25 protein-coding genes are annotated in these 26,764 nt (G+C 48.8%); 22 read left to right on the plus strand and 3 right to left on the minus strand.

Translation table 11 applies throughout. The annotated features are described in order from the left end of the window. Positions 1–276 (minus strand): ubiquitin-like small modifier protein 1, encoded by a 276-nt coding sequence (locus ADS79_RS06885; protein WP_049737667.1) that lies wholly within the window; start codon positions 274–276, stop codon positions 1–3. Positions 277–344: 68 nt separating this feature from the next. On the opposite strand from ADS79_RS06885, the gene ADS79_RS06890 reads away from it, so the two are divergent. From ADS79_RS06890 to leuB, 14 genes are all read left to right on the plus strand, one after another. Next, on the plus strand, positions 345–1,577 hold the full coding sequence (locus ADS79_RS06890; protein WP_049737668.1) for a molybdopterin molybdotransferase MoeA: 1,233 nt from the start codon (positions 345–347) through the stop codon (positions 1,575–1,577). Positions 1,578–1,629: 52 nt separating this feature from the next. After that, positions 1,630–3,549, plus strand: a complete 1,920-nt coding sequence (locus tag ADS79_RS06895) for a molybdopterin biosynthesis protein (RefSeq protein WP_049737669.1) — start codon at positions 1,630–1,632, stop codon at positions 3,547–3,549. A gap of 40 nt (positions 3,550–3,589) precedes the next feature. Beyond that, positions 3,590–4,609 carry a GTP 3',8-cyclase MoaA gene (moaA, locus tag ADS79_RS06900; RefSeq protein WP_049737670.1) on the plus strand — a complete coding sequence of 340 codons (1,020 nt, stop codon included), beginning with the start codon at positions 3,590–3,592 and terminating at the stop codon, positions 4,607–4,609. 267 nt (positions 4,610–4,876) lie between these two features. Next, positions 4,877–5,383, plus strand: a complete 507-nt coding sequence (gene infC, locus ADS79_RS06905; protein ID WP_141260979.1) for a translation initiation factor IF-3 — start codon at positions 4,877–4,879, stop codon at positions 5,381–5,383. A gap of 26 nt (positions 5,384–5,409) precedes the next feature. Beyond that, positions 5,410–5,607 (plus strand): 50S ribosomal protein L35, encoded by a 198-nt coding sequence (gene rpmI / locus ADS79_RS06910; protein ID WP_049737671.1) that lies wholly within the window; start codon positions 5,410–5,412, stop codon positions 5,605–5,607. Positions 5,608–5,696: 89 nt separating this feature from the next. Beyond that, complete coding sequence (rplT, locus tag ADS79_RS06915; RefSeq protein ID WP_049737672.1) at positions 5,697–6,056, plus strand: 50S ribosomal protein L20; 360 nt, start codon at positions 5,697–5,699, stop codon at positions 6,054–6,056. A 312-nt stretch (positions 6,057–6,368) separates the two neighbouring features. Then, positions 6,369–6,608: a hypothetical protein gene (locus tag ADS79_RS06920; RefSeq protein WP_049737673.1), complete on the plus strand. Its 240-nt coding sequence runs from the start codon at positions 6,369–6,371 to the stop codon at positions 6,606–6,608. Between the two features lie 154 nt (positions 6,609–6,762). Further along, positions 6,763–7,464, plus strand: coding sequence for a phosphoadenylyl-sulfate reductase (locus tag ADS79_RS06925; RefSeq protein WP_049737674.1), 702 nt, complete (start codon positions 6,763–6,765; stop codon positions 7,462–7,464). Positions 7,465–7,487: 23 nt separating this feature from the next. After that, entirely contained in the window at positions 7,488–8,639 is a 1,152-nt protein-coding gene (gene sat, locus ADS79_RS06930) for a sulfate adenylyltransferase (protein WP_049737675.1), read from the plus strand. 601 nt (positions 8,640–9,240) lie between these two features. Then, positions 9,241–10,977, plus strand: coding sequence for a biosynthetic-type acetolactate synthase large subunit (gene ilvB / locus ADS79_RS06940; RefSeq protein ID WP_049737677.1), 1,737 nt, complete (start codon positions 9,241–9,243; stop codon positions 10,975–10,977). A 1-nt stretch (position 10,978) separates the two neighbouring features. Further along, entirely contained in the window at positions 10,979–11,485 is a 507-nt protein-coding gene (gene ilvN, locus ADS79_RS06945; protein WP_049737678.1) for an acetolactate synthase small subunit, read from the plus strand. Positions 11,486–11,541: 56 nt separating this feature from the next. Continuing rightward, on the plus strand, positions 11,542–12,564 hold the full coding sequence (ilvC, locus tag ADS79_RS06950) for a ketol-acid reductoisomerase (protein ID WP_049737679.1): 1,023 nt from the start codon (positions 11,542–11,544) through the stop codon (positions 12,562–12,564). Between the two features lie 57 nt (positions 12,565–12,621). Continuing rightward, on the plus strand, positions 12,622–14,157 hold the full coding sequence (locus ADS79_RS06955; protein ID WP_049737680.1) for a 2-isopropylmalate synthase: 1,536 nt from the start codon (positions 12,622–12,624) through the stop codon (positions 14,155–14,157). An 85-nt stretch (positions 14,158–14,242) separates the two neighbouring features. Then, entirely contained in the window at positions 14,243–15,337 is a 1,095-nt protein-coding gene (gene leuB / locus ADS79_RS06960; protein ID WP_049737681.1) for a 3-isopropylmalate dehydrogenase, read from the plus strand. A 63-nt stretch (positions 15,338–15,400) separates the two neighbouring features. Here leuB and ADS79_RS06965 read toward each other — a convergent pair whose 3' ends face one another. Together ADS79_RS06965 and ADS79_RS06970 are read right to left on the minus strand one after the other, a co-directional pair. Then, positions 15,401–16,747 (minus strand): TrkH family potassium uptake protein, encoded by a 1,347-nt coding sequence (locus ADS79_RS06965; RefSeq protein WP_049737682.1) that lies wholly within the window; start codon positions 16,745–16,747, stop codon positions 15,401–15,403. 88 nt (positions 16,748–16,835) lie between these two features. Next, positions 16,836–18,278 (minus strand): aminotransferase-like domain-containing protein, encoded by a 1,443-nt coding sequence (locus tag ADS79_RS06970; protein ID WP_049737683.1) that lies wholly within the window; start codon positions 18,276–18,278, stop codon positions 16,836–16,838. 172 nt (positions 18,279–18,450) lie between these two features. On the opposite strand from ADS79_RS06970, the gene ADS79_RS06975 reads away from it, so the two are divergent. The 8 genes from ADS79_RS06975 to ADS79_RS07010 all read left to right on the plus strand — a co-directional run bounded on the left by ADS79_RS06975 (position 18,451) and on the right by ADS79_RS07010 (position 26,763). Continuing rightward, positions 18,451–18,957 carry a MogA/MoaB family molybdenum cofactor biosynthesis protein gene (locus ADS79_RS06975; protein ID WP_049737684.1) on the plus strand — a complete coding sequence of 169 codons (507 nt, stop codon included), beginning with the start codon at positions 18,451–18,453 and terminating at the stop codon, positions 18,955–18,957. Between the two features lie 127 nt (positions 18,958–19,084). After that, positions 19,085–20,863 (plus strand): B12-binding domain-containing radical SAM protein, encoded by a 1,779-nt coding sequence (locus tag ADS79_RS06980; protein WP_049737685.1) that lies wholly within the window; start codon positions 19,085–19,087, stop codon positions 20,861–20,863. Positions 20,864–20,885: 22 nt separating this feature from the next. Further along, positions 20,886–21,551 (plus strand): DNA alkylation repair protein, encoded by a 666-nt coding sequence (locus tag ADS79_RS06985; RefSeq protein ID WP_049737686.1) that lies wholly within the window; start codon positions 20,886–20,888, stop codon positions 21,549–21,551. Between the two features lie 172 nt (positions 21,552–21,723). Further along, on the plus strand, positions 21,724–22,341 hold the full coding sequence (locus tag ADS79_RS06990) for a DedA family protein (RefSeq protein WP_049737687.1): 618 nt from the start codon (positions 21,724–21,726) through the stop codon (positions 22,339–22,341). 3 nt (positions 22,342–22,344) lie between these two features. Further along, positions 22,345–22,704, plus strand: a complete 360-nt coding sequence (locus ADS79_RS06995) for a DUF1294 domain-containing protein (RefSeq protein WP_236699906.1) — start codon at positions 22,345–22,347, stop codon at positions 22,702–22,704. Positions 22,705–22,920: 216 nt separating this feature from the next. Continuing rightward, positions 22,921–24,459 carry a spore germination protein gene (locus tag ADS79_RS07000; protein ID WP_049737688.1) on the plus strand — a complete coding sequence of 513 codons (1,539 nt, stop codon included), beginning with the start codon at positions 22,921–22,923 and terminating at the stop codon, positions 24,457–24,459. Next, positions 24,456–25,616 (plus strand): GerAB/ArcD/ProY family transporter, encoded by a 1,161-nt coding sequence (locus ADS79_RS07005; protein WP_049737689.1) that lies wholly within the window; start codon positions 24,456–24,458, stop codon positions 25,614–25,616. Before ADS79_RS07000 ends, ADS79_RS07005 begins: the two co-directional genes overlap by 4 nt. Next, the gene (locus ADS79_RS07010) at positions 25,609–26,763 is read left to right on the plus strand and encodes a Ger(x)C family spore germination protein (RefSeq protein WP_049737690.1); all 1,155 of its coding nucleotides are present in this window, start codon (positions 25,609–25,611) and stop codon (positions 26,761–26,763) included. Before ADS79_RS07005 ends, ADS79_RS07010 begins: the two co-directional genes overlap by 8 nt. Position 26,764 lies beyond the last annotated feature (1 nt).

The raw sequence follows: 26,764 nt of genomic DNA on the forward strand, positions 1-26,764 counted from the left end.
TTATCCTCCTGCCACCGGCGGGAACAGCGCAAACTGATCACTTTCCAATACGCGGGTCTGCAGTCCATCCGCATGAATGATGTTGCGTCCGTTGATAAATACATGCACAAACGGTTTGAATGTTCGCTCCGGTGTAAAGACCTCCTCTTCTAAAGCAGGATACATTTGGATGAGTGTCTCCATGATGTCAATGACCCGATTGCCATTGTCCATCGGTACTTCTACCGTTTTGGCTTGGCAAATTTCACGGAAGTTGGCGAATACCTTTACGATCATTTTTGAATATTCCCCTTTTTCTTTTTATTATAAATGATTTTGACAAGTAAGAAACGATGGAGGCAATCATGAAATTTTTCATTGTGAAAACGGTAGCGGAAACGTTGGATGTGATTGCAAATCACTTTCATCCGATTGTAAAGCCTATCGAGGTACCTTTGATAGAGGCGTTGGATATGGTTCTGTCCGAAGATATTGTAGCTGGTGGGCAGGTTCCGCATTTCGACCGATCTACCGTAGATGGATTTGCCGTCAGAGCGAAAGACACGTACGGAGCGTCTGATTCACTGCCAGCCTTTCTGACCGTCACGGGCAAAATTGAGATGGGGAAGGAAGCTGATCAGGCTCTGAAAGAAGGTCAGGCACAGGCTATTCCTACCGGAGGCATGCTCCCGGCAGGTGCAGATAGTATTGTGATGATCGAGCATGTAGAGGAAATAGATGATTTGCTCAATGTGTATCGGCAGGTTGCGCCAGGAGAAAACATCATAAGAGCAGGTGACGATGTGAATGCTGGGGATCTGGTCATGGCGGCGGGACAGCGACTGCGTCCACAAGATCTCGGGGTCCTTTCTGCGATTGGGATCACAACTGTGCGAGTGTATCCACGTCCTGTTGTTGCGATTTTATCGACTGGTGACGAAATCGTTTCTCCTGACAAAAAAGAGCTCGCTCCTGGTGAAGTGCGAGACATCAACAGTATGACAATCGGAGCCGCGGCCAGTCAATGCGGTGCTCAGGTGATTTATGGAGGCATTGTAGCCGATAATTACGAAGCATTTGCGGCAAAAGCATATGAGCTATTCAATCAAGCTGACCTCTTGCTTCTTTCTGGGGGCAGCTCTGTCGGGACGCGCGATTACACGGAGCAAGTCATGCAATCGTTGGGGAAGCCGGGAGTTTTAGTCCACGGTGTGGCAATCAAGCCAGGAAAGCCAACGATAGTTGCTAAGGCAGGGGAAAAGCCAGTCATGGGATTGCCAGGGCATCCTGCATCGGCATTAATCATATTTCACCTGTTTGTCGTACCGTTGCTGAAGAAATTGCAGGGTCAATCGCCTGCGCAGATTGATCAGCGAATCCGTGCACGTATATCCCGCAATATTCCTTCTGCGGTTGGGCGATCAGATTACATCCGTGTCAAGCTGGAAGAGCGTCCAGACGGATTGTGGGCTGTACCTGTTTTCGGCAAGTCGGGCTTGATCTCTACCTTGGTTCGAAGTGACGGCATGGTGGAAATAGAGGCAAACAAAGAAGGGATTTTAGAAGGGGATATGGTCTCGGTTCATTTGTTTCAATAATGGATCTTGAAAATAGCACGTATGGAAACAATGAAATTTCAGGAGGAGAAAGATGCGTAAAATCTACCTAGAAGATACGCCACTGAAGGAAGCGCAGGAGAAAATTGCTGGCCGCATCCGTTTTAAACCTACGATTGAAGTAATCTCGACAAGAGAGGCCCTGGGGCGTGTGACAGCTGCTTCTATTTATGCGAAAGTATCGATGCCCAATTTTCATGCCTCTGCGATGGATGGCGTTGCAGTTCGTACAGAAAAAACGTATGGAGCGTGTGAGCAGCATCCTGTACGGCTCAAGCATCATGTGGACTACGTAGAAGTAGACACTGGTGATCCAATTCCTGATGGCTATGATGCGGTTATCATGATTGAGCATATTCATCAGGTGGATTCGGAGACGATTGAGATTCTTGAGGCTGTGGCTCCCTGGCAGCATATTCGTCCGATTGGCGAGGATGTTGTTGTAGGAGAGATGATTGTCCCTGACCGGCATAAGCTGAGGCCTGTTGATTTGGGAGCGCTGCTAGCAGGTGGAAATGTAACAGTCCCTGTGCTAAGGAAGCCGCGTGTAGCGATTATTCCTACAGGTACCGAGCTGATCGAGCCCACTGCAAAGGTCGCCTCTGGAGAAATCATCGAGTTCAACGGAACCGTTTTTGCGGCTTATTTGCAGGAGTGGGGTGCGGAGCCTGTTTACTATGGTATTGTAAAAGATGACTATGAACTGATCCGAACTGCAGTAAGTGCCGCCTTAGAAGACGCAGATATGGTACTCTTAAATGCAGGATCATCTGCAGGGCGAGAAGATTTTACGGTTCATGTCGTAGAGGAGCTGGGCGAGGTGCTGACACATGGTGTAGCGACCCGTCCTGGGAAGCCTGTCGTGGTCGGTGTGGTGAATGAAAAACCAGTCATTGGCTTGCCAGGCTATCCGGTTTCCGCCTATCTGAATCTGGAGTGGTTTGCCCGCTCATTGGTGTATCATTATTACGGATTGCTGGAGCCTGTGAGGCAGCGCGTTAAAGTGATCATGGGCAGGAGGATTGTCTCGGTGATGGGTGCGGAGGATTTTATTCGTGTGACGATTGGCTCGATTGACGGGCAATACATCGCGAATCCTTTGACTCGCTCAGCCGGGGTGACGATGTCCATGGTGCGAGCGGATGGACTTTTGCGGATTCCCCCAGGAGATTTGGGATATGAGCAGGGGGAGGAAGTAGAGATTGAGCTGTATCGTCCGCTTGAGCAGATTCAGAATACCATGGTAGCAACTGGTAGCCACGATCTGGCGATGGACGTGCTTCATTCCTTGGTTCGCAAGACGAATCCAGAGCGTTTTCTCGTTTCGTCGCACGTAGGGAGCATGAGTGGTATAATGGCGATTCAAAAAGGAGAGGCGCATGTAGCAGGTGTTCATCTGTTTGATGAGCATACTGGGGAGTACAATCAGCCCTTTATTGAAAAATATCTCCGTGATAAAGAAGTTGTGCTGATTCAGTTGGTCTACCGACAGCAAGGGTGGTTTGTGAAGAAGGGAAATCCGCTTGGAATCACATCTGTTCAAGATTTGATCAAACCAGGCGTAACGTATATGAATCGACAGCGAGGAGCAGGCACACGACTGTTATTTGATTACTTGTTAAAAGCGAGCGAGATAGATCGGGAGCTCGTATATGGCTATTCGCGCGAGGCGGTATCTCATCTGAGTGTGGCCGCCGCAGTAGCAGGCGGGACGGCTGATGTCGGACTAGGCATTTATTCTGCGGCACACGCGATGGATCTCGACTTTATTCCTGTCTCCGAGGAGCGGTACGACTTGGTGATGAGCGCCTCTTTTTACCGAAGTAGTCAAGGCCAGGATCTACTTGCTTGTATTCGCTCCAACGAGTTCATGGAGGAAGTCGAGGCATTGGGCGGCTACAGCTGCCGAGATTCAGGAAAGATTCTCTATTCATCGTTTTCCTTGGGAGAGTAATGAGGGTATCAAGGTAGTAGATAGAAAGGGGGACACTGCCATGCACGAACAAGTGCTTGATTTACGAAAGAGGCCTCTTCGGGATCTGCGCATTTCTGTAACGGACAAGTGTAATTTTCGGTGTCGTTATTGCATGCCTGCTGAAATTTTTGGTCCGGATTTTGAATTTTTACCGCAACATAAGCTGTTGTCCTTTGAAGAGATTACCCGTCTCACAAGCATGTTTACCTCCCTTGGCGTAGGCAAAATTCGGATTACTGGCGGTGAGCCATTGATGCGGAAAAATTTGCCTGAGTTGATTAAAATGATTCGTCAGGTTGATGGTGTCCAAGACATCGCTATGACTACAAATGGTTCATTGCTAGCGAATCATGCCCAAGCTTTGAAGGATGCGGGACTGGATCGGGTTACGGTCAGTCTGGACAGCTTGGACAATGAACGCTTTGGACAATTGAACGGCCGGGGCTACCAGGTAGAATCGGTATTGAAAGGAATTCGTGCGGCAGCAGAGGTAGGATTATCGATTAAAATCAACATGGTTGTTCAGCGCGGCGTGAATGATCATGACATTTTGCCGATGGCTCGCTACTTCCGTGAGCAGGGACATACCTTGCGCTTCATCGAATTCATGGATGTGGGCAATAGCAACGGCTGGAAGCTGGATCAGGTCGTCCCTTCCAGTGAGATCGTGCGCATGATTCATGAGGAGATGCCGCTTGAGGCAATCGATCCTAACTATTTTGGCGAGGTGGCGTCGCGTTACCGTTATGTCGGTTCTGACCAGGAGATCGGTCTGATTTCATCCGTGACCCAAGCGTTTTGCTCCACCTGTACGAGAGCCCGCTTGTCAGCAGAGGGGAAAATGTACAACTGTCTGTTTGCCTCCGCGGGCGAGGATTTGCGGGAGCCACTTCGTACGGGCCGAAGTGACGAAGAAATCAAGGAACTGATTTGTTCCATCTGGGAGCGGCGCGATGATCGCTACTCAGAAGAGCGCCTGAAAGAAACGCCGGGTCTTGCCAAACGCTCAAAAGTAGAAATGTCCCACATCGGGGGATAAATAGTGATAAGCCTTGACAAAGGTAATGTGGCCCTGTATTATAAGAGGCGTGTATAAATTAACACTTCATACTTCGAGAACAAGCAGAGGCGCACAGCTTCTCACCTGGGTCGACGTCCTAATCGATTGTTGACAGGTAACTCTTACGCAAAGATCCTTGGATCTGATGAATTTGCTTAGGTGAGATATGTGCGAGCGCGATATGCGTTCGCATATTTTTGTTCCTTCTCGAAATTGACGGGGGTGGCAAGTATTAGCAAGGATCAAATGTTGATTAACGAAGCGATCCGTGCCCGTGAAGTCCGATTAATCGGCGCTGACGGGAGCCAATTGGGAGTTGTGCCCTTCAGAGAAGCACTACGCATCGCCCAAGAAGCCGAATTGGATTTGGTAAACGTTGCTCCTACAGCCAAGCCGCCTGTATGCCGTATCATGGACTATGGAAAGTTCAAGTACGAGCAGGCGAAGAAGGAAAAGGAAGCACGTAAAAACCAAAAGATCATCGAGCTGAAAGAAGTGCGTTTTTCTTCCAACATCGAGGAACACGATTTTCAAACAAAGCTTCGCAACGTCCGCAAGTTCTTGGAGGATCATCACAAGGTGAAGTGTTCGATCCGTTTCCGTGGACGTGAAATCACCCACTCCGAAATCGGACTTGCTGTTATGGAACGTGTAGCTGCCCAGTGTGAAGATCTCGCTGCGCCTGAGCGCAAACCGAAGATCGAGGGCCGCAGCATGATCATGATTCTGGCTCCGAAAGCGGAAAGTAAGTAAGTAGTTTAGACAGGAGGATTTTTCAGATGCCTAAAATGAAAACCAACAAGGCTGCTGCGAAACGTTTCAAGAAAACTGGAAGCGGCCAATTGAAGCGCGACCGCGCATTTGGTAGCCACTTGTTTGCCAACAAATCGACAAAAGCGAAGCGTCATCTGCGCAAAGCTTCTCTCGTATCCAAAGGCGATCAAAAACGCATTGAGCAAATGCTCACATACCTGTAAGTTTTTTTCATCACAACCATCACGCAGCATGAGCTCCCTAAGCGCCTAGCAGTAGGCCGCCATGCTGGAAAGACCAGGAGGAGTTTAGTATGCCAAGAGTAAAAGGTGGCATTGTTACACGCCGTCGTCATAAGAAGATCCTGAAGCTGGCGAAAGGTTACTTCGGTTCCAAACATCGCCTGTTTAAATCTGCAAACGCTCAGGTAATGAAATCCCTGATGTATGCTTACCGTGACCGTCGTCAAAAGAAACGTGATTTCCGCAAACTGTGGATCACTCGTATCAACGCACAAGCTCGCATGAACGGTCTGTCTTACAGCCGTTTGATGCACGGGCTGAAAGTTGCTGGCATCGAAGTTAACCGCAAAATGCTGGCTGACCTCGCTGTTAACGACAAAGCTGCGTTCAACGAATTGGCAACTGTTGCTAAAGGTAAACTGAACGCGTAATTCGCGTTTCACACAAAAGTCGATCTTTCCATTTGGGAAGGATCGGCTTTTTTTGTTTGCAAAAACAAGCTAGTACCGGATAACACCTGTCCACACGGGAGGAGAAGAGCACTCATAGAGTAACAGAGTAAGACAAGAAGAGGTGATTAAGCAGAGCCATTTTTTGCTTGCACAATCAACGGGTTGGAGGGGGATATTGGAATCAGACTTAAGATGGAGAGAAAAACAATCCCCCGTCCGTGTCGAGCAGGCTGCTTGATGCCATACAATGAGAAGCGTGGAAGGAAAACATTGGATAGGGGAGATTACTATATGAAAAAACAAAAATGGATGATGATGGGTGCTACTGCAATCGTTTGTTCGGCCTTGCTCGTTCCAGGAGCATTTGCAAAGTCAAAGGATGACGTAGATGCACCACCAGTCTTCTTTAGTAACGGACAGGCGACACATGCCAAGCTTGGTGTGGATACAACTCCAAATCCGACTGTAACGACTCCTGCTGGAACCTCCTTTTTGTTTCCAGCAACGGCTGAAGGCAAAAAAGATAAATAAGGCATGCACCTTCTGAAAAAGCTGTCAGGCACTCGTCTGATGGCTTTTTCATTTGCAAGCACAGTTTGCTGTCAAGATTTGTAGGACGAATCGCCACTTGACGCTAACCCACATATGATGATGGATGAATCCTAGCAAGAAAGGAGTTTCGCTGATGAGTAATCGCCACTTGATGGCGGATGAGGAATTGCAGGTATGGGCCGATCTTCTGGAAGCGAAATCGCCGCAGGAAGTATTGGTGAAAGCGGTCGAGAATTATGCCGGTGGACTGGTTCTCGCTTCCAGCTTTGGTGCCGAAGATGTTGTCCTGATCGATATGCTGCATAATTTGGCACCGACCATTCCTGTTTTTTACCTCGATACCAACAAGCATTTTGAAGAAACCTATGCCACACGTGACAAGCTGCAGGAGAGATACGGTACGAAATTTATTCAGGTTTTGCCGAAAATGACGCTTGATGAGCAGGCGAGAGAGCATGGGGAAAAGCTGTGGGAGAAAGACCCCCATCTCTGCTGCCAAATTAGAAAGGTAGAGCCATTGCAACGAGTTCTTTCGAGCTATCAGGCATGGATTACGGGGATTCGTCGCGAACAGTCTCCGACCCGAGCGAATGCCAAAAAAGTGGAGTGGGATGAAAAATTCGATCTGGTCAAGTTTAATCCTCTTGCGGATTGGACGAATGGCCAGGTATGGGAATATATACATGCGCATGATGTTCCATACAACCCTTTGCATGACAATCACTATCCCAGTATCGGCTGCAGTGTGTGTACCAAAGCTGTTCAACCAGGTCAAGACCCGCGCGCAGGACGCTGGGCGGGCTTTGCGAAGACAGAATGTGGTCTGCACAAATGATTGGGACAGGAGGACAGCTTGAGATGCATACCATTTTGCCGCATGGCGGGTCGCTCATTCATTTGCTGACAGCAAGGCAGCATACAACAAGTCTGCAGGGGATAAAAAAAGCCATTACGGTTGATAAATGGACATTGTCTGATATTGATTGCCTGGCAATCGGAGCATTTTCGCCATTGACAGGGTTTCTGGGCGAAACAGATTACCATTCCGTTGTCGAGATGATGAGGCTTGCGAATGGTACAGTCTGGCCGCTGCCTGTCACATTGGCAGTAGACGCTGTGGAGCATGATGATATACAGATCGGTGATCGGGTTCTCTTGCGGGGAGAGGACGGAGTAGATTATGCATTTTTGCAGGTGGAGAGCCGCTTCCAACCGGATAAAGCGCATGAAGCTGTGCAAGTATTTCGCACGGATGATCTCGCTCATCCAGGAGTGAAGAAGCTGTTTGACAAGCCAGATTTGTACTTGGGCGGACCGATCGAGGTGCTGGAGCGACCACGTCCGGTGAAATTCTCTGACTATTATTTGACTCCGCTTCAGACCAGAGAGATATTTCGCGAAAAAGGCTGGAAGACGGTCGTAGGCTTTCAAACGCGGAACCCTGTGCATCGGGCTCACGAGTACATCCAGAAGGCAGCGCTTGAAATAGTGGACGGTCTTTTTCTCAATCCACTGATGGGGGAAACAAAGGCAGATGATGTGCCAGCAGAAGTACGGATGAATAGTTACCTGACCCTGCTGGAAAACTACTATCCGGCAAAGCGCGTGCTTTTGGCCGCCTTTCCTGCAGCAATGCGTTACGCTGGCCCAAGAGAGGCAGTGTTTCATGCATTGGTCCGAAAAAACTACGGCTGCACACATTTTATCGTTGGCCGTGATCATGCGGGAGTAGGCGATTACTACGGAACTTACGATGCCCAGCATATATTTGCCGAATTTGCACCCGAAGAGCTGGGGATACAGCTGCTATTTTTTGAACACAGCTTTTATTGCACAGCATGCCAGGGAATGGCGACGACGAAAACGTGTCCACATGAAGCGAGCTATCACCTTACACTTTCTGGAACAAAGGTAAGAGAAATGCTGCGGAATAAAAAGACGCCACCCCCGGAATTCACACGTCCCGAAGTTGCAAATATTTTGATCGAGGGGATGCAAGACAGGGGGTAAAAAGAGAGTAAGACGTGTATGAGGGACGGCAAAACCGTTCCTCTTTTTTGCAAAAGCAGGGGACAAGAATGTGGAAAAATGTATCCGCTTACAGCTAAAATACGCGCTGTTATGCCGTTTCCTACTGAGCATTCGTTCGGACGAAAGTCTAGAAAAATCTTTTTGTTTCCGTTGACACCCCCTAGGTGCCTAGCTATAATCAAACGTAACACTTTATATTCTGACAACAACAATATTGAAAATATTGTTTTAATAGTAGGCCAAGACGAGGATGGTGCACGTTACCCCTTTTACAGAGAGCCCTGATTGCTGAGAAACGGGTATAGGGTACGATGCATTGCTCACCTCCGAGCCGTTTTGCTGAAATCTACATCACGTAGGCAGTAGGCCAAACCGATTAACACCCGTTAGCGTGTTACAGTCCACATTAGTTGTGACTGGCTGAGATCGGCTGCCGCGAGGAGTCGATAAAGTTGGGTGGTACCGCGAACCCTTTCGCCCCAAAAGACATGGAAAAAGAACCGTGTCGGGGCGAAAGGGTTTTTCTATGTGTCTATAGTTATTTACAATACCTGCTTAAGAAGTGGGAGGAGGAGAAAAAATGAGTGTTGAAATGGCCGAAATGCAGAAAAAGAATGGCATTCCACCGATTCAGTTCGGTGAAGAAGTGACAGGAGCAGAAACGCTCTTGCGCTGTCTCATTCTGGAGCAGGTTGAATACATCTTTGGTTATCCGGGTGGGGCTGTACTTCCCATTTACGACTCGCTGTACGGGAGCTACTTCAAGCACATTTTGACCCGACACGAGCAGGGAGCCATCCACGCTGCCGACGGGTATGCTCGTGCAACCGGCAAGCCTGGCGTATGTATCGCCACTTCTGGTCCAGGAGCAACGAACCTGGTGACCGGGATTGCTACAGCACAGATGGACTCCGTTCCACTGGTTTGCATCACCGGTAACGTAGCTCAGTCGCTCATTGGAACAGATGCTTTCCAAGAGGCAAATATCACAGGGATTACGATCCCGATCACCAAGCACAGCTACTTCGTTCGCGATATTCGAGATTTGCCGCGAATCGTGAAAGAAGCGTTCCACATCGCGACAACTGGTCGCCCAGGCCCAGTCCTGATCGACATTCCAAAAGATGTCGCCAATGCATCAGCACCGTTCACTTATCCGGACAAAGTTGAAATCCGCGGTTATCGCGATACGCTTGTCCCAAGTGATGAAGACGTGCAGGGATTTGTCCAAGCGATTGGTGAAGCAAAACGACCTGTGATCCTGGCAGGAGGCGGAATCATTGCAGCAAGTGCAGACAAAGAATTGCTAGCCTTTGCTGAAAAAGCCCGCATTCCAGTTATCAATACCTTCATGGGCTTGGGTGGGTTTCCAGGAACGCATGAGCTGTCGCTGGCGATGCCGGGAATGCATGGCAACTACACAGCCAATCAGGCGCTTCTAAATGCAGACTGTGTAATCGGTCTGGGAGCTCGCTTTGATGACCGAATCACAATGGGACGAACGAAAGAATTTGCTCCAAAAGCTCGTATCGTTCACGTGGATATCGATCCAGCTGAGCTCGGGAAAAACGTTTCGACGGCAGTAACTGTAGCAGGTGATGTGAAAAGCACGCTGGTAAAAGCTCTGCCTCTGATTGAAAAATGCGATTCGGAAGCATGGATTAGCCAGCTAAAGGAATGGCAAGTACAACAACCATACAAGTACAACACAAATGGAGATGTATTGAAGCCACAAGCGGTCATCGAGCTTCTGTACCGCTCCACAGATGGGGAAGCGATCGTCACCACAGACGTGGGACAACACCAGATGTGGACAGCTCAATACTACAAGTTCAAGCACTCTCGCTCGTTTATCTCCTCTGGTGGTCTCGGAACAATGGGCTTTGGTTTCCCTGCTGCGATCGGCGCGCAAATTGCCCATCCAGATCGCACGGTAATCGCCGTAGTAGGGGATGGAGGCTTCCAGATGACCAATCAGGAGCTGGCAATTGTCTCCCAGTACAATATTCCGGTCAAAGTAGCGATTGTGAACAACCAGTGCTTGGGTATGGTTCGTCAATGGCAGGAGCTGTTCTACGATAACCGTTACAGCCAGATCGACCTTACCTGCAGCCCTGATTTTGTCAAACTGGCCGAAGCTTATGGAGTGAAGGGCCTGCGAGCTAGCACGCCACAAGAAGCAGAAGCAGTTTGGGCACAAGCGCTCCAGCATGATGGTCCTGTCGTTGTTGATTTCCGTGTAGAACAGGAAGAAAACGTGTATCCGATGGTGGCCACAGGCAACACATTAGATCAGATGGAATTGGGGGACGAATAGGATGCAACAGCATACCATTTCCGTACTCGTCAACGATCAACCCGGTGTTTTGACCAGAGTAGCAACACTGTTTGGTCAACGCGGCTTTAACATCGACAGCATTACAGTAGGTGGTTCGGAGGAAAAAGGTCTTTCCCGGATGATTATTAGCACCGGTGGAGATGACCAGCAAATCCATCAATTAATGAAGCAACTGCACAAACTCATTGATGTGATCTCGGTGACCAACCTAAGCGAAAATCCTTATGTATCCAGAGAGCTCGCAGTGATCAAGGTGAGTGCATCACCTAGCCAGCTTGCAGAGCTGAACGGGATTGTCGAGCCGTTCCGCGCAGCGATCGTCGATGTGGGCCCAACCTCATTGATCGTACAAGTAACGGGAGATACCGAAAAGATTGACGCGCTTCTTGTTCTTTTGCAAAACTACGGTGTTCTTGAACTGACGAGAACAGGCTCTGTAGCTATGGCGCGTAGTATTGTTCCAGCAACAGCTGCAGCAATGGTTTAAATTGCAAAATTCAGAATTGAAATTCAAACTAACATATTTTTAGGGAGGCTATACAAATGGTAAAAATGTATTATGAAGCAGACGTAAAACAAGAGGCACTGCGTGGTAAAACAATCGCAATCATCGGCTACGGTAGCCAAGGTCATGCGCAAGCACAAAACCTGCGCGAAAGTGGTTATAAAGTAGTAGTGGGTCTGCGTCCAGGGAAATCCTGGGATGTAGCAGCAAAAGACGGTTTCGAAGTACTGACTGTAGCAGAAGCTACAAAACGTGCAGACCTCATCCAAATCCTGCTGCCAGACGAGCGTCAAGCAGATGTATATCGCAATGAAATCGCTCCAAACCTGAAAGCTGGTTCTACACTGTGCTTCTCCCACGGTTTCAACGTTCACTTTGCTCAAATCGTACCACCAGCTGACATCGATGTTATCCTAGCAGCTCCAAAAAGCCCGGGTCACCTGGTTCGCCGTGTATACCAAGAAGGCTTTGGCGTTCCTGGCCTGATTGCAATCCACCAAGACGTGACTGGCAATGCGAAAGACATCGCACTCGCATACGCAAGCGGTATCGGTTGCACACGTGCTGGCGTAATCGAAACCAGCTTCCGTGAAGAAACAGAAACAGACCTGTTCGGTGAGCAAGCAGTATTGTGTGGTGGCGCAAGCGAGCTGGTGAAAGCTGGTTTCGACACATTGGTAGAAGCAGGATATGCTCCTGAAATGGCATACTTCGAGTGCTTGCATGAACTGAAACTGATCGTTGACCTGATGTATGAGGGTGGACTCGCTCGTATGCGCTACTCCATCTCCGACACTGCCGAGTATGGTGACTACAGCATCGGTCGTCGCATCATCACTGACGAAACTCGCAAAGAAATGAAAAAAGTTCTGACAGAAATCCAAGATGGTACATTTGCACGCAACTGGATCTTGGAAAACCAAGCGAACCGTCCTGGCTTCACTTCCCGTCGCCGCCTCGAATCCGAGCATGGCATCGAGGTAGTAGGTGAGCAGCTGCGTGGCATGATGTCTTGGCTGAACAAAGATACGAAAAAAGAAGAAGCGAAAATCGGTCAATAAGAAACAGGCTGAGACGCTATATATTAGGTAGGAAAAAAATGTGGAGGTGAAAAGTTCATGCGGACCATTGAGATTTTTGATACGACACTACGTGACGGGGAGCAGTCTCCAGGCGTCAACATCAGCACGAACGAAAAGGTGGAGATCGCCCTTCAACTCGAAAAGCTGGGAGTAAACAGAATTGAGGCGGGCTTCGCAGCTGCTTCCCCAGGTGACCAAAAGTCCGTGGCCGAAGTGGCGAAGCGGGTGAAAAATTCCACCATCGTCAGCCTGGCTCGTGCCGTCAAAGACGACATGGATAAGGCATACGAAGCGCTACGCAACGCGCAAAACGCATCCCTCCACGTCTTTCTCGCAACATCACCGATCCATCGTCAGTACAAATTGAACATGAGCAAGGAGCAAGTCCTTGCTCGTGCAGTGGAAGCGGTCACCTATGCGAAAAAGTACTTCACTGAAGTACAATTCTCCGCAGAGGACGCGGCACGTACTGAAATCGACTTTTTGGCAGAGGTAGTAGAGGCTGTCATCAAGGCAGGCGCTACGACAGTCAACATTCCGGATACGGTGGGCTACATGACACCGTATCAGTACGGAAACATTTTCCGTGAGCTGAGACAGCGCGTTCCTGCGACCGAAAATATTCGCTTGAGCTGTCACTGCCATGACGATCTCGGCATGGCTGTAGCAAACAGTCTGGCTGCGGTCGAAGGTGGGGCAACACAGGTAGAAGGCACCATCAATGGTATTGGTGAGCGTGCCGGTAATGCTGCTCTGGAAGAAGTGGCACTCGCACTCGAAACACGTAAGGATTACTATCAGGCTACTACCAAGCTGAATCTGAAGGAAATTGCTCGTACCAGCCAACTGGTGAGCCGTTTGACGGGTATGATCGTTCCGGGGAACAAAGCAGTAGTAGGTGCGAATGCCTTTGCACACGAATCTGGTATTCATCAGGACGGCGTGCTGAAGGAAGTCACGACGTATGAGATTATCCGCCCTGAATCCGTTGGCTTTAAGTCGAACAAACTCGTTCTTGGCAAGCACTCCGGACGCCATGCGTTCAAGGAAAAGCTTGTAGATCTCGGCTATCACCTCGAGCAAGAAGAGGTAAACGCAGCATTCGCAGCGTTTAAAGTACTGTGCGACAAGAAAAAGGAAATCAGCGACGACGATATTCTCGCCCTCGTGGATGCCAAAATGGTACGCGGCCCTGAAGCATTCCAGCTTGAATCCGTTCAGCTTGCCTATGGCAACATTTCCGTACCGACAGCCAGCGTGCGTCTGGCTCGCCCGGACGGCTCCGTTGTGGAAGAGGCGGCATGTGGAAATGGTTCGGTCGACTCCATTTACAAGGCGATTGACCGTGCAACAGGTGAAGAGGTAACCCTTGTCGATTACAAAATCCTTTCCGTTACTCATGGAAAAGATGCATTGGGTGAAGTATTCGTCCGATTGCAACAGGGTGATTTGACTGTGACAGGACGTGGAGTAAGCACGGACGTACTGGAAGCGAGCGCAATTGCTTACATCAGAGCAATCAACAAGATTTTGGAGCGCCGTGGAGAGTCCGTACCGGTAGCCGCGAACTAACACATTTTGATCTGCAACTGGATAGGAACTACAATGTACCAGTAGAAACTTCAAACCACTACAGAAAAGAAAAGCGGGATAAACGATGAAGAAAAATTATCGCATCGCCGTTCTTCCGGGAGACGGTATTGGGCCGGAGATTATGCAGGAAGCGGTCAAAGTCCTCACCCTCGTTGGGGAACGGGAAGGCGTCACTTTTACATGTGAAGAAGGCCGTATTGGTGGTATCGCCATCGATACGGATGGAACACCATTGCCAGAAGAAACAATCACGCTGACAAAGCAGGCAGACGCTGTTCTGCTTGGAGCGGTGGGCGGCCCGAAATGGGATCAAAATCCGGGACATTTGCGCCCGGAGACAGGTCTGCTCGGAATTCGCAAGGCATTGGGGCTGTTTGCCAACATTCGCCCAGCGAACATGCATAGCTCACTGGTAGATGCATCAACGCTGAAACCAGAGGTCGTTTCGGGCGTAGATCTGATCGTCGTTCGCGAGCTGACTGGAGGCATTTACTTCGGTGAGAAAAAACGCTATGACGGTCCGAATGGTGAAGTAGCTGAAGACCAATGCATTTATAATGAAGCGGAAGTAGAACGGATTATCCGTGTCGGCTTTGATATCGCTCGCAAGCGTCAAAAACGACTGGTTTCTGTTGATAAAGCAAACGTACTGGAAAGCTCCCGCCTCTGGCGCAAGGTAGCTGAGCGCGTAGCAAAAGACTACCCGGATGTAGAGCTTTCTCATCAGCTGGTAGACTCTTGCGCCATGCAGCTGGTACGTGCACCCAAACAGTTTGACGTCATCGTGACGGAAAATATGTTTGGCGATATCTTGAGCGACCAGGCAGCGATGCTCACTGGCTCAATCGGTATGTTGTCCTCTGCAAGCCTCGCAGCAGGAAGCTTTGGACTCTACGAACCGGTACACGGCTCTGCGCCAGACATTGCAGGTAAAGGCATTGCCAACCCACTCGCAACGATTCTTTCTGTAGCAATGATGCTTCGTCTCTCCTTGGAGATGGATGAAGCCGCCGCTGCTGTAGAAAATGCCGTGTGGTCTGTGCTGGAAGCAGGTCATCGCACTGGCGATATCGCTTCAGACCGAAGCAAGGCGATTGGTACAGTCGAAATGGGACAGTTGGTTCGTGACGAACTGTCGAAGCTGCTACCGCAGAAATAATAAGCAAAAACCCTGCCCGTCATCTCTTGTTTCAGATGGTTGGCAGGGTTTTTTGCTGTGTATTTACCCGATCGTAATCTTTCCTTTTGGGTAACGAAAGTATTCTTTTTGTTTTCGCTGTGCCAGGGCAAAAGCGATTGTCAGCGGACCTACCCGGCCTGCAAACATGGTGAGGACGATCAGGCATTTTCCGATCGGTGAGAGCATAGGAGTCAATCCCATCGACAAGCCGGTAGTGGCAAATGCTGATGTGACCTCAAAAAGGACCATTTGAAACGTAGCACCGGGCTCGGTGATCGATAGCGCCATCGTCATCGCCATCACGATAAACAGCCCAATCATTGTCACTGTTAACGATTTGTAGATCATATGTGGCAAAATTCGCTGGCGGAAGAAGATCACGTCTTCTTTTCCCTTGATTTGCGCGATGACGGCACCAATCAAGGTAGCGAACGTAGTGGTCTTGATCCCGCCACCGGTCGAGCCAGGAGAGGCGCCGATAAACATCAACAAAATGATGAGAAACAGTGATGACTGGTGCATATCACCGATACCCAGTGTGTTAGATCCTGCCGTCCTCGCAGTGACAGACTGATAAAGCGAGCCAAGCACTTTGCCCATAAAAGAAAGGGGCTGCAAGGTTTTGGGATTCGTGTACTCAAGTACGAAAATAAGGGCTGTACCGGCTACTACCAATATAGCAGTCGTCGCCAAAACAATCTTGGTATGTAGCGAAAGTCGGTGTGTGCGGCGATAGTCGTACACTTCACTAACAACGAGGAAGCCGATCCCGCCGACAATAATCAATGCACACACAACGAGTGTGACAAGCGGGTCATCTACATAGGCAGTCAGGCTGGAGAAATTCCCCATTAAATCAAAGCCGGCATTATTGAAATTGGAGATCGCATGAAAAAAGCCGAAGTAAATCGCCTTGCCGAGCGGGAAATCAAAGGCAAATCGGATCGAAAGAAGAATGCCGCCGATAAGCTCCGCCAAGCCAGTAAAGATCAAAATCATTTTTGCTAAACGGACGACACCCTCCATCGAGATATGATTCAACGATTCTTGAAGGATGAGCCGCTCACGCAGGGAGATTTTTTTACGCATGATCAGGGCAAAGAAAGTGGCTAGCGTCATAAAACCGAGCCCGCCAATCTGAATGAGGGACAAGATCACGATCTGTCCAAACACCGTAAAGGTCGTCCCTGTATCAACCACGACGAGTCCCGTCACACAAGTGGCAGAGGTTGCCGTAAACAACGCATCCAGCCAGGGCAAACCGAGTCCGTCTTCTGTCGCAGATGGAAGCGTTAAGAGTGTGGTCCCAATCAGGATAATCAAAGCAAATCCAATCACCAGCGTTTTTGGGGGATCAAGATGCAGCTTCTCTACGATTTTTCTGATCATATTCGGTTATCCCTCGACTTTTTCTCGATTCTCTATTTTTTACTCAAGGAGAAAACTCTCTTCCTTAGTATGGCATTCTTTCAGCCAATTACCGGATGAGTGCTGCACCTAATCGATGAAGCCAATGCTTGAGCTCCCGTTCTTCCATCGGTGCCAGAGGGAAGCGAACGGCTGGACGACGAACCGTATCGTCTGGTTCATCGGCGACGCGAAACGCATGCCCACCTGTCAGCTCCAGGCCTTCTTCCTTTAGTATGGCGATTATCCGATCTTCTGCTTCTGTTGCTTTAGCGGTAGGGTTCCCCCATTCGATCCACGTATTAAGTCCGCCTGAGATCGGATACATGTGCGCATGTGCGGGTAGAGCTTGGCGTTTTTCCTGCCAGAGACGTAAAAAGCGTTCATGAAACAAAGCGCGTCTATCAGCGAGGTATACCTCAGAAAACCACGGATCATCGAGAAGGCGGACAGCAGCCTCTACGACGAGCAAGGATGGCTCAGCGCCTGTCATGGAGACGATTTGACGATATCGTTCCAGCTCATCATCATTCAAAGCGGAAGGAAGCAGCAGGACGCCTAGCTGCAAATCCCTGGCCAATGTTTTTGATAGCGAATGGAGGTAATAGACCTCTACCGGGCTTTCTTTCTCGATAGCCAGCTGGTAGAGAGGGTGGCTGGGCTGCTCGAACCATAGATCGCCGTAGTGATCATTCTCCACGAGCCGGACATTATGGCGCTTAGCCCAATCGAGTATTTCCTCCTTGCGTTGTTCGGAATAGCTGATTCCCGTAGGAAAGTGATAGTGCGGGTTGATCAAAAGCCAGTTGGCTGGATAATGCTCCTGTTCGCTGTCCAATGCCGCAAGTGATACACCATCTTCATCCATTTTGATTGGGCGCACCGTAATTCCGCATTGGCTGAGCAGGCGAAGAAACACGGGATAGCTGTATTCCTCGACATAGACGACATCACGTGGATTCATAATGCGTTGGGCGAGAAAGGCAAAGCCGCTCGTGCTTCGATTAAAAAGAAGCAGCCGTTCTGGATAATGCGGAAGCCCGCGGCGACTCAGGTGATCGGCAAATACCTTGGCAGCCTGCGTACGCCTGATTTTCTTTTGCGCAGATGGTTCATCCAAAACAGTGAGGCTTTCGTAAAAAGCCCCTCGCAAACGTTTCACAAGCTCTTCACCGGGACGCGGGGAAGAATCAGCGAGCGACGCGATCGGGATATCCGTCAGCGGTAAACGATTCTCCAGACGAGCTTCCTTGGCTGTCTGCGTCAAATAATAGCCCTTGCCATGCACAGCCTCTAGCCAGCCCTCCATAGCGAGATGATCATACGCTTTTTTCACGGTTTCCAGCGAGCAGCCGCTGACTGTTTTCATATCGCGCAATGAAATAAGCTGTTGTCCGTCCACAAGAAAGGCCCCACGTAAAATAGCGGTTTGCAATTGCTCTGCGAGCTGTACGTAAATGGGCGTGTGGGATTGTTTATGGAAATGGAAAGAGAAAAAAGGGCGGTTTGACATCCGGCCACGCCTCCTTGTCGTTCAAAAATAGCAGTCATCAGCATTATATAGGAAAGAGAAGCAACTAGGGTATAGGGTAAGCATAATTTCTTCGGGGATGTGTCACGGGTAACAGGCCCACGAAAATGGTATCATGAAGGAAGAGAAAGCCAAGGAGCAGGAGGAGTGCAGGATGAGCACACAAGAGCACAAAGCGCTGTCGCCAAAGAAAGTAAGCTGCATGGTCATCACAGTTTCAGATACACGCACGGAAGAAACAGATAAGAGCGGAGATTTAATGAAGCAATTGTTAACGGAAGCAGGTCACGATGTCGCCTTGTACAAACTGGTGAAGGACGAGCCCGCTCAAGTAATTGCAGCAATAGAGGAAGGGATTGCGCACAGCCGGGTTCAGGTGATTCTTTTGAATGGGGGAACGGGCATTTCACCAAGAGATAACACCTTTGAGGCAGTCTCTGGTCTGTTAGAAAAAGAGATGCCCGGTTTTGGAGAATTATTTCGGATGCTGAGCTATACCGAAGACATCGGATCGGCCGCCATGCTTAGTCGAGCTGTTGCCGGAACGCGCCAAGGGACAATGATTTTTTCTACCCCAGGCTCCACTGGAGCGGTAAGATTGGCAATGAACAAACTGATTGTTCCGGAGCTGGGGCATGTCGTTCGGGAATTGAATCGGTAGGACAAAATTTGCCGTTTTCTTGCCCCATATGTTACTGTAACGAAAGGAATCTGATCGGCGATGCATCAACCATCCAAACATGCGATGGTTTTTCGTGCCGGATAGTGCAAGGAGAGTAGAACCAGACATGAACATCTTACTATCAACGCTAAACGCCAAGTTTATTCACTCGTCGCTGGCATTGCGATATTTGCGCAGCTACGCTCAGTCGTCTTTTCCTTCCATCGACCTAGTAGAATATACAATTAACGATGTGACCTTGAATGTGGTAGCGGACATTTACAAAAGGCAGCCCGATGTTGTTGCGTTTTCCTGTTACATCTGGAATATACGCGAGACATTGGCCGTGATCCGCAATCTGAAAAAGGTGTGCCCGGATGTGCCTGTTATTCTCGGGGGTCCAGAGGTTACCTATGATGCAGATGAATGGATGAAAAAGCATCCCGAGATTGATGTGATTGCCATTGGAGAGGGCGAGCAAACCTTCCTGGAGCTGCTACAGGTTTACCAGGAAGCTTTGGAAACCAAACAGCCTCCTCGACTGCGCGACGTAGCCGGAATCGCCTATCGCGAGGGAGAGTATGTGCGTTTTTCCATGCCTCGGGCACAGATTGAGGAGATGGACAGTATCCCATCCCCTTATGCGGGCCATTTAGACGAGCTCAACAATCGTGTCGTCTATTTTGAAGCGTCTCGCGGCTGTCCATTCAAATGCCAATACTGTCTGTCCTCCATTGAAGACGGCGTACGCTACTTCAGTCTGGAGCGTGTGAAGGACGAACTAATGAGTCTGATTAACCACGGGGTGAAGACGATTAAGTTCGTTGACCGTACATTTAATATCAATAAAAAGTATGCCTTGGAAATTTTCCAGTTTCTCATTGATAACCATAACGGTACGGTCTTTCAATTTGAGATTACGGCCGATATATTGCGGGCAGATGTTCTGGACTTTCTGACCGAGAATGCACCACCAGGCGTTTTCCGTTTTGAGATCGGGGTACAGTCAACAAACGATGAAACGAATCGACTCGTCCAGCGTATCCAACGCTTTGATCGACTCTCTCGTACGGTAACACAAATCAAGGACTCGAAAAAAATCGATCAGCACTTGGACTTAATTGCAGGCTTGCCGGAGGAAGACTACCACTCCTTCCGCAAAACCTTTAACGATGTATTCGCCCTGCGCCCGGAAGAGCTTCAGCTCGGTTTCTTGAAAATGCTGCGGGGAACAGGTGTGCGCGCACGAGCTGCAAATCACGGCTACGTATTTATGGACGAGGCTCCATATGAAATTTTGGGCAACAATGTTCTTTCGTTTGCCGATATGCAAAAGATCAAGCGGGTAGAGGATGTCCTGGAGAAATATTGGAATGCCCATCGTATGGATCATACGCTCGAATGGATTTTGGCTCATCAGTTCGAGACCCCATTTGATTTCTTCCAATCGTTCGGCGATTATTGGGAAAATCAAAACTGGAGCCGTATTGGACATCAGCTGGAGGATTTGTTTACCCGTCTCCACCGCTTTTTGCAGGTTCAACAAGTGGAAGGGCTTGACCATGTTGTCAGTCTGATGAAATTTGATTATCTCAGCAACCAGAAGCATCGCCCACGTAAACTATGGTGGGAAGACGTGATGAATAAAGAAGAGATACAGGAGACGTTTTCCACAGTCTACGAACAGCGGGATCGACTTCGTGAGGATTTTGCTCAGCACGCATCGGTAGAAAAAGACTACTTCAAGCATACGCTGGCAACAAAAGTTTCGTTTGATATCGAAGCGTGGATGAAAACAGGGGAAGTCATCGCAGGCGACTATACTCTTGTTGTGTACTATCCGTACAAGGATGAATCGCAGAATTCCTTTACCATCGTGGAGCAAAACGTGAATGTAGCAGGCTAAAGCTGCGAGGGGGAAGACAGGCATGTCCAGCACATTTACAGACGCTGCAAGGCAGGCATTTCAGGCTAGGGCTGATCAAGCGTTGGCTGGGCCGATGGAGAAGTATATGAAAAACCTTTTCCCTTTTCTCGGGATCAAATCCCCCTTGCGCAAAGAACTGAGCAAGCAGCTGTTTCGCGAGCAAGGGATTCCTGATAACTGGGAAGAGATTGTACGCGAGTTATGGGTGCTTCCAGAGAGGGAATACCAATACTTGGCGCTCGACGTGGTGGCCAAGGTAAAAAAGCGACTGACAGAGCAGCATCTTCCTTTGCTAGAGGAATTGGTCACAACCAAGTCGTGGTGGGATACGGTAGATTTTCTCGCATCGCATATGGCAGGCACCATCCTTTGGCGTTCGCCTGAGCTGGTTGGACCAAGTACTTCTGCATGGATGGAGAGTCATAATATGTGGCTGCAGCGGACTGCTATCCTGTTTCAGCTTTTGTATAAACAAGAGACGGACCAAGAGCTTTTGTTCACCTATATTCGAGCATGCGCAGCATCCAAGGAGTTTTTTATCCAAAAGGCAATCGGCTGGTCGTTAAGGGAATATGCCAAAACAAATCCCGAAGCAGTACGCGATTTTGTAGATAAGACTCCTTTGGCGAGCCTCAGCAAGCGGGAAGCGCTCAAGCATTTGGCTTGAGCAGGGGTAGGAGATTTCTAGCTTGATAAAAAGAGCGCTTCTATTGCAAAATAGACAAGTAGCTTTTTGGTAGGTTCGTACGTATTAAAAGGTGTCATATAGATCGCAAGAAGCCACTGCGCCTCAACAAGGGAAACAGCTGAAAAGTGGCGAAGATAGGGGATTTTGCCTGATGGAAATCAACCTGCTAATGTCAATCATAGAGCAATACGGTTACTTTGCCATTTTCTTTTTGCTATGGCTCGGAATCGTTGGCTTGCCCATTCCTGATGAGCTGGTCGTAGCTACAGGGGGATTTTTGGCATCCATCGGCCTGCTCAACCCATACTACTCCTTTTTAGCGGGGTATTTAGGTGTGGCTTCAGGCTTGACAATCGGATTTTTGCTTGGAAAATATTTCGGACGGCCTATCTTGCGGTGGCTGTCAAAGAGCGAGAAAATGCGCCATGCCGTAGACCGGTCGACGATTATGCTGGAAAAATACGGGACGACTGCGTTGTGCATCAGCTATCTCTTTCCCGTCGTACGTCATGTGGTGCCTTATTTGGTTGCGCTCGGTGGAATGAGCTATCGGCGCTACGCATTGCTTTCCTATCCCATTGGTTTGGTTTGGACGACTGCCTTTTACTTTTTAGGGTACGTTTTTGGCAACAATGTGGAAGCGATCATCGGGATGATTCGTAAATACGGATTTTACGCTCTTCTCGTCGTCGTTGGGGTGCTGGTGATCGGCCTCATTGTACGCAAGGTCGTTTTGGGAAATCGGGCTTACCGAGCAAAAGGAGAGTAAGCAATGATATTCCATAAACAATTGGCGCAGCATAGACGGAATCGAAACCTGCTTTTATGTGCGGGGTGGGCTCTGCTTTTGGCAGGTTCCGTTCTTTCTGTGATTTGGGTGGCAGTGGCTGGCGGCTTGCTCTTGAATGGCTACGCATGGAACCTGATGAGAGTTGACAAGCATTTGGCTCCGAGAAGAGGATTTCGAATTCCGGAAGCGAGCCTCTTGCTCGTTGCTTTTTTAGGGGGAGGAATAGGGGCGCTGGCAGGTATGCTCGGTTATCATCACAAAACGAAGCATACTCGCTTCCTTATCCTGGTTCCACTATTCTGTATGTTGCAAGTTGTCCTGCTTATTTGGTTAAAAGGATAAATAAACAAGTAAGGATACCCGTGTCGGTCAAAAGGCACGGGTTATTTTTGTTTCTGTTCCCAAAATGTCTTCTGAATATCTAAGGGTCCAGCATCTGCTGGATCTTCTTTTTATCTCCATGTGCCAACCCATCAGCAGGGATTTCATTTCCTTTCTTGGGTACACTATCCGTACCTGTAGACGATGGATGAACCTAGGATGCGAGGGGGGAGAGCGTTGAGCCAATTTTGGAAAGCATGGCAAAAACGGAAGGATACCCTTCAGGAAAACGGATTGAAGGATCATGCAAACAAAAGCATGGAGAGTGTCTCGGACATTCGGCTGACGACAAGTGTGGATGAAAATATTAGCTTGATCGAGCATCAGCTAGGGAAAAGTGATGATCTGGTTGTGCGGCGATTTCAGGTGAAGTCGGGAAAGGATGCGGCGATTGTTTTTCTCGACGGGATGGTAGATCGAAATATTATTAGCGATTTTATTATTCGCCACATGTCCAACCCGAACTCAACCTACGATGATCCAGCGACCAATGAGCTGGATTCAACGGACGGGTTAAGACAGGTGATCCGCAACATCCTGTCAGGAAGCGCGGTTTTAATGATCCAAGGAAACAGGAATGCATTTCTTAACAATACGCGGGGCTGGGATCGCCGATCAGTAGAAGAGCCGCAAACTGAATCTGTTGTTCGTGGTCCACGGGACGGTTTTTGTGAGACGTTATGCGTGAATTCGGCTCTGATTCGCTTTCGGCTAAAGGACCCGAATCTTAGAGTTCGCCATATGGTGGTTGGCCAGCGGACGCAGACGGACATTTATGTGATGTATATCGAGGGACTCGCTCATCCTCCAATGGTGCAAGAGGTTCTCTCGCGAATTGAAAATTTAAATTTGGATTCGGTATTGGAGAGCGGCTATATCGAGCAAATGATTCAGGATCGCAGATGGTCCCCTTTTCCGCAAATACAAAATACAGAGCGGCCAGATAAAGTAGTAGCCAACCTGCTAGAAGGAAAAGTGGGGATTCTTGTCGATGGTACGCCTTTCGGATTAATTGCCCCTGCTGTCTTTTCTCAATTTTATCAAAGCCCTGAGGATTACTATGAGCGGTTTTATATCGCAACACTGATTCGATTTATTCGGGTAATCAGTATCAGCATCGCTTTGCTGCTACCCTCTCTCTATATTGCCTTTAGTGCGTTTCACCCCGAGATGATCCCGTCCCGACTAGTAATTGCGATGGCGGCAGGAAGGTCGACTGTTCCGTTTCCGTCGCTCATCGAAGCGTTATTCATGGAGCTGGCGATCGAAATATTGCGGGAGGCAAGTGTACGATTACCTGGGCCAATCGGTCCGACGATCGGGATTGTAGGGGCGCTGGTTGTTGGGGAAGCGGCTGTTTCCGCAGGACTTGTAAGTCCGGTTATGGTCATTATTGTAGCGGTCACAACGATCGGCTCCTTCGCCTCTCCGAGCTACAGTGCCGCGATTGCGATTCGCATGCTGCGTTTTCCGGTCATGCTGCTGGCAGGGATGTTTGGCTTGTACGGCATTATGCTGTTCTTGATTGTTATACTGATTCATCTGTCATCGCTCAAGTCGTTCGGTGTGCCGTATATGACACCGCTCAGTCCTCTGAATCTTACCGGCATGAAGGATCTGTTTTTACGGGCCCCCCATCATCTGATGAACAAACGTCCAACGATGTTTCATGTACATGACAAAATTCGGATAAGAGAGGAGGAAAACAAGGAATGAGTACGGGGAAGGGAATTCCGGAACACCAAACCTTATCGTTATGGCAGCAAATATGCCTGATTACAAGCACTTTGATTGGTGTCGGCGTTTTAACCCTTCCTCGTGCAACGAGTTCGAAATTATTTGAGGCGGGATGGGTTGTACCTATTATTGGCTCTGTAGGGGCATTCTTTTCCCTGTGGCTGATTGCCCGGTTAAGCAGACGTTTTCCTGGAAAAACGTTTATTGAGTACAGCCAAATCGTTTGGGGGAGTGTCAAATGGCCACAGCTCGGCAGGTGGCTCAGCATTCCGTGGATCATGATTTATTTGCTGTACATGTACCTCTCCACAGGAATTGCTTCCCGCTTGTTTGGGGAGGTAGTGGTCACATCTGTCTTATTGAACACACCGATAGAGGTCATTATTATTACGATGTTTATGCTGGCACTGGTCTTGTGTTGGCATGAGGTTGAGGTTGTAGCACGCGTCAATGAATTGCTGTTCCCGTTAATCCTCCTGCCCCTTTTGTTCATCGCACTTGCGTCATTCCAAAAGGCAGAGTGGTCAAATCTTTTGCCCATTTTCCGCGGGACCCCGAGATCTGTAATTGAGGGGGTATACGAGGGGATTTATTCATACTCCGGTTTTGAAATCATGTTCATGTTTTTTGCCTATGCCCATAAAAACACGAAAAAAGAGGTTGCAGGATTTTATGGCATATTGATCGCTTTGGTGATCTACACCTTGATCGTTGGCGCGAGCATTTCCGTATTTGGCTACGAAGAGCTGCAACGAGTGACATGGCCTACTCTGGAACTGGTCAAAACGACGCAGGTCCCTGGCTTGATTTTGGAAAGAATGGAGTCTGCCTTTTTGGCGGTGTGGGTAGCAGCGGTTTTTACAACAGTGGCAAATGCCTATTACGTAGTTGTTTACGGTCTCCGACAGCTACTTCACAAAGACATTACTTTTCAGAGAGTGATCGCGACCGTTTTATTAGTGCCGATGTTCTTTTTTGCCTTATGGCCACAAAATATCGTAGAGATTTTTAGTGTGACATCTTATCTGGGCTTATCGAGCTTGGTGATTAATTTGGCAATCCCTATCATCTACTGGGTAGTTATTTTGCTAAAAGATTGGATGTTCAAGCCAGAGAGGCGGAATGTTGATGGCTAAGAGCCTTCACTGCTTCATTCTGTTGATCGTTTGCCTGATTCCAATGATTCTCGTAACAGGTTGCTGGGATAGAAGAGAGCTGGAGGAGCGTACATCGGTTCTTGCCATTGCGATTGATCGGGCAGAAACGAACAGGGAGCACTACCAGTTAACCGTTCAAATTCCGATTCCCATAAAAATTGCAGGGAGCAGTGGGAAGGGTGGGGGCAGCAACTCTGATGCGGTCAAAATTATGAGTGTGACGGGAAGAACGGTATCGGATGCGGCGAACAATCTGCAAATGCGTTTGAATCAGCGTCTTTTTTTAGGACATACGCGTGTACTTGCGATCAGTGAGGACATTGCGAAGCAAGGCATTCAAGATATCATGGACAATTTCCGTCGTGAACCGCAAATTCGCCGACTTATGTGGCCGATCATCGTAAAAGGCAAAGCGTCGACGCTGCTGGAAATCAAACCTGGGCTTGCTCAAATTCCGGTCGTATTTTTGATGGACTTGGTGGAAAACGGCTCAAAGATGGGAACAATTCCTGATCAAACGCTGGGAGATTATTTCAATCAAACCTCAAACAAAACGATGGAGCCTTTTATGAATATGGTGGAGGCGAGCAAAAGGGAAGTGAGCTGGAAAGGCATCGGGGTTTTTCGCGGACATAAGATGATCGGGCAATTGGATCGCGAACAGACGTGGTCACTGTTGCAGCTCCGCGACGAAAAGAAAGGCGGAGATATCATAATCCCACTACCGAACACAAAAAATGGGTATGTAACCTTTCGTCCGCATTTTGTAAAAAAAAGACTGCATATCAATAAAGATACGTCTACGAATACATTCATCGCCACCTATCACTGTGAGCTTCAGGGCGATATTGTCGAGCTGACGGAGAACATGAAGGTATCCCCGGAGAAATTCATCTTGCAAATGCAGGCGCTCATTAAAAAGGAGATGGAAAGTCGCGCAAAAAAGATGCTACAGCCTTTGAAGAAGCAGTATAACAGTGACATTTTGAAGCTGGGACTTACCCTTAGGGCCTTGCACTACCGAGATTATTGGGAGACTCACAACTGGAAAGAGGATTTTAAGGACTTTCCGATCCGTGTCATCTACACGATCAAGCTGCGCCGCCTTGGCATGGAAATGCAATAGG

Origin of the sequence: Brevibacillus reuszeri (assembly GCF_001187725.1) — a bacterium.
GTDB classification, from domain to species: Bacteria; Bacillota; Bacilli; order Brevibacillales; family Brevibacillaceae; genus Brevibacillus; species Brevibacillus reuszeri.